This window comes from Sphingosinicella sp. (assembly GCF_052387495.1).
Classification (GTDB): Bacteria; Pseudomonadota; Alphaproteobacteria; order Sphingomonadales; family Sphingomonadaceae; genus Allosphingosinicella.
Genome location: NZ_JBQTJC010000049.1, coordinates 1 through 3642 on the forward strand (window position 1 = coordinate 1; position 3642 = coordinate 3642).

At 67.7% G+C, this 3642-nt stretch carries 5 protein-coding genes; all 5 read left to right on the plus strand.

All coding sequences use genetic code 11. The features are described 5' to 3' along the window. Window positions 1-135: 135 nt before the first annotated feature. Entirely contained in the window at window positions 136-390 is a 255-nt protein-coding gene (locus ACT4N8_RS02815; RefSeq protein WP_444856620.1) for a hypothetical protein, read from the plus strand. After that, window positions 375-1706, plus strand: coding sequence for a tRNA (N6-isopentenyl adenosine(37)-C2)-methylthiotransferase MiaB (gene miaB, locus ACT4N8_RS02820; RefSeq protein WP_444856624.1), 1332 nt, complete (start codon window positions 375-377; stop codon window positions 1704-1706). Before ACT4N8_RS02815 ends, miaB begins: the two co-directional genes overlap by 16 nt. Then, window positions 1706-2701 carry a PhoH family protein gene (locus ACT4N8_RS02825; protein WP_444856621.1) on the plus strand — a complete coding sequence of 332 codons (996 nt, stop codon included), beginning with the start codon at window positions 1706-1708 and terminating at the stop codon, window positions 2699-2701. Before miaB ends, ACT4N8_RS02825 begins: the two co-directional genes overlap by 1 nt. After that, window positions 2698-3183, plus strand: a complete 486-nt coding sequence (gene ybeY / locus ACT4N8_RS02830) for an rRNA maturation RNase YbeY (protein WP_444856622.1) — start codon at window positions 2698-2700, stop codon at window positions 3181-3183. The genes ACT4N8_RS02825 and ybeY overlap by 4 nt, the downstream gene beginning before the upstream one ends. A 4-nt stretch (window positions 3184-3187) precedes the next feature. After that, window positions 3188-3642 (plus strand): CBS domain-containing protein (locus tag ACT4N8_RS02835; protein ID WP_444856623.1); only part of this gene is annotated, 455 nt, incomplete at its 3' end.

The following is a 3642-nucleotide window of genomic DNA, read 5'->3' on the forward strand; positions in this document are numbered from 1 at the left end:
CTTCCGGGAAGAGGGCAACGGCGCGCCCCTCGGCGAGCGCGGCGCGGAGCTGGTCGGCCTGGGCATGGACCTCGCGCCGCGCCTGGCGGGCGACGTAGATCGTGCGGTTCATTCCAGCCGCTCGAAGGGGTGACGGTGCAGCCCGTGGCGCTGGATTACGGCGCGCTCGCGCGCGAGATCGCCTGGACCGGCGACGAAGGCTCGGGCGCGAACGCAATGCGCGTTCTCTCGCGGCGCGGCTCCATCCCGCTCACCATCTCCTTCCTCGCGCCGATCGATCCGCATGAGGCCGGCGATCGCAAAACGCTCGCCGCGTGGGCGCAGGCGGAAGTGGGCGCCGTCCTCGCCGCTTCCGAAGCGGGGAGCGATCCCCTATATGGCCGGCGATGAAGAACCGGACTCCCCGCACCTTCGCGGTCAAATCCTCCGGCTGCCAGATGAACGTCTATGACGGCGAGCGGATGGGCGAATTGCTCGCCGCCGAAGGGCTGACGCCAGTCTCCGAGGGCGCCGGGGCCGACCTGGTCGTGCTCAACACCTGCCATATCCGCGAGAAAGCAGCCGAGAAGGTCTATTCGGAGATCGGCCGGGTGCTGAACCGCGGCGGCGCGGCGCAGCCGCTGATCGCCGTCGCCGGCTGCGTCGCCCAGGCGGAGGGAGCGGAGATCGCGCGCAGAGCGCCGGGGGTCGACATCGTCGTCGGCCCGCAAGCCTATCACAACCTGCCCGAGCTGGTCCGCCAGGCGAAGGCGGGGAAACGCGTGTTCGACACCGATATGCCGCTCCTTTCCAAGTTCGGCGCGCTGCCGGCGCGGCGCAAGCAGGGACCGAGCGCCTTCCTCACCGTCCAGGAAGGCTGCGACAAGTTCTGCACCTATTGCGTCGTCCCCTATACGCGCGGCGCCGAGGTCTCCCGTCCCTTCGCTGCGATCCTCGACGAAGCGAAGGCGCTGATCGACGCGGGCGCGAAGGAGATCACCCTGCTCGGCCAGAACGTGAATGCCTGGGCCGACGGCGAGCGCGGGCTGGAGCATCTGATCCGGGCGCTCGACGCGCTGCCGGGCCTCGCGCGCATCCGCTACACAACCAGCCATCCCAACGACATGACGGAAGGGCTGATCCGCGCCCATGCCGAGGTCGAAAAGCTGATGCCCTATCTGCACCTTCCCGTGCAGTCGGGCAGCGACCGCGTGCTCAAGGCGATGAACCGCAGTCATACGTCGGAGTCCTATCTCCGTATCCTCGACCGCGTTCGCGCCGCGCGGCCGGACATCGCGCTCTCGGGAGATTTCATCGTCGGCTTCCCCGGCGAGACCGACGCCGAGTTCGAGGAAACGCTGCGCCTCGTCGAGGCGGTGAACTATGCGCAGGCTTTCTCGTTCAAATATTCGCCGCGGCCCGGAACGCCGGCGGCGGAGATGGACGGACAGGTGGCGCCGGAAGTTATGGACGATCGACTCCAGCGGCTCCAAGCGCTGCTTAATGCGCAGCAGCACGCCTTCAACCAGGCGAGTGTCGGGCGTCGCTGCGAAATCCTGCTCGAACGTCCCGGCCGCAAGCCCGGCCAGCTCGTCGGCAAGTCGCCCTGGCTACAATCGGTCCACCTCGAGACCGACGCGAGCATCGGCGATATCGTCGAGGTCGAATTAGTCTCCGCCGGCCCGAATAGCCTCGCCGGCGCCCACCTGGTGAAAGAAGCCGCCTGATGGCCCAGAACAAGAAGGCCGAAGTCGCCGCCCCGCGCGCGCGGCTGGAGATCGAGTTCGAGCAGCCGCATCTGCTCGGGCCCTTGTTCGGCGAGTTCGACCGCAACCTGGTCGCAATCGAGGATCGGCTTGGCGTCTATATCGCCGCGCGCGGCGCCAAGGTGCAGATCGAAGGCGAGCCCGAGGCGGCGGCGCGCGCCCGCGAGGTGCTGCTCGGCCTCTACAACCGGCTCGACGAGGGGCAGGACATCGACGCCGAGCTCGTCAACGCGATCATCGCCATGTCCGGCCAGCCGACCCTGGACGGGATCATCGCCCCGGAGGTGATCGAGCCGCCCAAAGTGATGATCCGCACCCGCAAGAAGACGATCGTGCCGCGCTCCAAGACGCAGGCCGTCTATATGGAGGCACTGGATCGCGACGAGATGATCTTCGCGCTCGGCCCGGCGGGCACCGGCAAGACCTATCTCGCCGTCGCCCAGGCGGTGCAGCAATTGATCGGCGGCAGCGTCGACCGGCTGATCCTTTCGCGCCCCGCGGTCGAGGCGGGCGAGCGGCTCGGCTTCCTCCCCGGCGACATGAAGGAGAAGGTCGATCCCTATCTGAGGCCGCTCTACGACGCGCTCTACGACATGCTGCCGACAGAGCAGGTCGAGCGGCGGATCGCGTCGGGGGAGATCGAGATCGCGCCGATCGCCTTCATGCGGGGCCGCACGCTTTCGGACGCCTTCATCATCCTCGATGAGGCGCAGAACACCACCCCGCAGCAGATGAAGATGTTCCTGACCCGCTTCGGCATGCGCTCGCGCATGGTGATCTGCGGCGACCCGAACCAGACCGATCTGCCGAACGGCGTCACCTCGGGCCTCGCCGACGCGGTTTCGAAGCTGGAGGGGATTCAGAAGATCTCGATGGTCCGCTTCGGCGCGGGCGACGTCGTCCGCCACCCGCTCGTCGGACGGATCGTCGAGGCCTATGAAGGGCCGGACCGGTGATCGGCGTCGAGACCGATGTTTCGGACGACTGGGACAGTCGCACCGACTGGCCCGCCCTCGCCCGCAGCGCCGTCCACGCCGCGATCGCGGCCAGCCGCCATGGGAATCTCGCCGACAGCGAAATTTCGGTCACCTTCACCTCTGACGAGGAGGTGCGCGCGCTCAACGCGAAGTGGCGCGGCAAGGACAAGCCGACCAACGTCCTCTCCTTCCCGATGGCGAAGGAAGCCGAGCTGGCAAGCGCGCAATTGCTCGGCGACATCGTGCTCGCTTATGGCGTCTGCGCGCGCGAGGCCGAGGCGAAGGGGGTCGAGGTCGCGACCCATGCCGCGCATCTGGTGGTGCACGGCACCCTGCATCTGCTAGGTTACGACCACGAAACGAGCGACGCACAAGCAGAGGAGATGGAAGAGACCGAGCGGCGGGCGCTCGCATCCATCGGGATCGCCGATCCCTATCATGTCAGCGAGGTAGACACCTAAGATCATGGACGAGGACAGTCCGGGCTCCGGGCAGGACGGGCGAAGTTTCTGGGGCGGCCTGAGGACGCTCCTGTTCGGCGAGGGCAACGGCGCGAGCCTCCGCGACGAGATCGAGGAGGCGCTCGCAAGCCGCGAAGGCGAGGCGCCCCGCGTCGGCGACCTCAGCGACGCCGAGCGGCTCATGCTCAAGAACATCCTGCATTTCGGGGAGAAGACGGCCGGCGACGTCGCCGTGCCGCGCGGCGACATCATCGCCGTGCCGAGCACGATCGGCTTCGAGGAGCTGATCGTCGCGCTGAAGGAGGCGGAGCACAGCCGCCTGCCGGTCTATGAGGGCAGCCTCGACCGGGTGATCGGCATGATCCACATCAAGGACGTGTTCCTCCACCAGGTCGCTGGTCGCGAGGCGCCGTCCGACATCACTGGCCTGTTGCGCACGCCGCTCTACGTGCCCGAATC